The sequence below is a fragment of the Xanthomonas hortorum genome (genome assembly GCF_040279205.1).
Taxonomy (GTDB): Bacteria; Pseudomonadota; Gammaproteobacteria; order Xanthomonadales; family Xanthomonadaceae; genus Xanthomonas; species Xanthomonas hortorum_F.
The window spans coordinates 1-1,554 of record NZ_JBEOLS010000121.1; the positions used below are offsets into that span (position 1 = coordinate 1).

Genomic DNA, 1,554 nt, shown 5'->3' on the forward strand with positions numbered 1-1,554 from the left:
AGGATCTCGTACGTCATCAAATGCAGCTTCTGCAGGCCGCAGTCAACAGCGCCGATCAACGCGTCAACCGGGTGGTGGAGAACGCGCTTCCCCGGCTGACGCAATTGAGCAACCAGGCATTGACGCAAACGCTTGAACCTGCAGCCGAGCGATTCAACAAGAAGATGGCCAACGCGGACCAGACGCTTCAACAGGCGACTGCGCGCTATGCGCAGGCACAGCACTCGTTGGAAGCAATCGCCAAGCGGCGCACGTGGATTGCGTTCATTGCCTTGCTGGTGGCAGGCGTCATGAGTGCGGTTGTTGGAGGCTATGCGCTGTACAGCACCAAAGCGGCCATTGCGGAAGCTGCACAGCGTCGTTCGGAGATTGCCTATCTGGACCGTGTGGCACGCGCTGACCTGTTGCCCTGCGGCGAGGACAGACTCTGCGTCACGCTTGACAAGAAAGGGAAGCGCTATGGCAGTGGCGGTCAGTATCGCGTTGTGGCCTTGCGCCAATCGCCAGCCCAATGAAGAACCGAGCCGCTATGGGGCGGCTCGGTTAACTGATTACAGCACTGTCAGCCGATCGCGGGTAACAGCGGTGTACTGATCCGTCATCTCGATGCCAACCGCCTCGAATCCTTCCAGCTGCGCAGCCACCAACGTGGTGCCGCTGCCCGCAAACGGATCAAGCACCCGCCCACCCGACTCGCAGATCCGCACCAGCTGCCGCATCAACTCTGTGGGCTTGCCGGTCAGGTGATGCTTATCGGCCTTGCGCACCGACTCACGGATGACGCCGGGCAGTATGGGCGCACGACGATTCAGCGGCATGTTGCCCTTGCTGCCCCAGACGATGTATTCGGCCTGGTTGCGGAAGCGCCCCAGCTGCGGCCGCACGCCTTCGGTCTTGTCCCAGACGGTGATGCCGCGCCAGGTGAAGCCGGCAATCTGCAGCGCGTCGGTGGTCAGCGGCAGCTGCCGCCAGTCGGTGAACAACAGCACCGGCGCGCCGTCCTTGAGCACGCGCGCGCATTCGGACAGCCACAGATGCATCCATTTCAGGTGCGAGCGTTGGTCGCGCTCGTCGCCGACAAAGTCGGCATGCAGCTGCGCGCCGCCGCCCTGCACGTACTTCTGCGATGGCGGCTTGGCCCGTGCCGCAGCGGTGAGGCCACCGCTGGCATACGGCGGATCAGTGATCAGCGCGTCGAACGAATTGGCTTCGAGCGTGGGCAGGATGGTCAGGGCGTCGCCCTGGAGTAGCTGGTTTTTCATGGTGAGAGCCTTCTTGGATTCGCTCGCGGCGATCGGAGGTGAGGCTCTCGGCCTTCAGGTGATTGAGCGTGCCGCAGCGCGGGCACTTGATCTGGATTTCATCGAATGCGCCGGCCTTGCACAGCAGGCGGGCGCATTCGCCACAACGGAGGTTCTTGAGCATTACGTGGTCTTGCAGTGGGAAAGGATTACGCGGCCGCTGGCGGCGCATAGGGGGCGAAGGCGATCACCTCATCGCCCACCCAGTCGTTGATCTTCAACATGCGCGCCTGCAGCGGTTCGAGCTCGTTGG

General features: G+C 62.7%; 3 protein-coding genes and 1 pseudogene. 1 reads left to right on the forward strand and 3 read right to left on the reverse strand.

Annotated elements, in window-relative coordinates; all coding sequences use genetic code 11:
* A partial coding sequence (locus ABS769_RS22375; RefSeq protein WP_317063162.1) for a hypothetical protein occupies positions 1 to 515 on the forward strand: 515 nt, incomplete at its 5' end.
* 36 nt (positions 516 to 551) lie between these two features.
* On the opposite strand, the gene ABS769_RS22380 is transcribed toward ABS769_RS22375, so the two are convergent.
* The 3 genes and pseudogenes from ABS769_RS22380 to ABS769_RS22390 form a co-directional block, all read right to left on the reverse strand.
* Positions 552 to 1,262: a DNA-methyltransferase gene (locus ABS769_RS22380; RefSeq protein ID WP_317063163.1), complete on the reverse strand. Its 711-nt coding sequence runs from the start codon at positions 1,260 to 1,262 to the stop codon at positions 552 to 554.
* On the reverse strand, positions 1,180 to 1,473 hold the full coding sequence (locus tag ABS769_RS22385; protein ID WP_350498294.1) for a Com family DNA-binding transcriptional regulator: 294 nt from the start codon (positions 1,471 to 1,473) through the stop codon (positions 1,180 to 1,182). Before ABS769_RS22385 ends, ABS769_RS22380 begins: the two co-directional genes overlap by 83 nt.
* Positions 1,451 to 1,554 (reverse strand): annotated as a pseudogene (locus ABS769_RS22390) (portal protein); the annotation flags it as partial. The pseudogene ABS769_RS22390 and the gene ABS769_RS22385, both read right to left, overlap by 23 nt.

Excerpts from the sequence above, each read along its gene's own strand:
- ABS769_RS22380 (WP_317063163.1), bottom strand. The coding sequence starts at position 1,262 with ATGAAAAACCAGCTACTCCAGGGCGACGCCCTGACCATCCTGCCCACG.
- ABS769_RS22385 (WP_350498294.1), bottom strand. The coding sequence starts at position 1,473 with ATGCGCCGCCAGCGGCCGCGTAATCCTTTCCCACTGCAAGACCACGTA.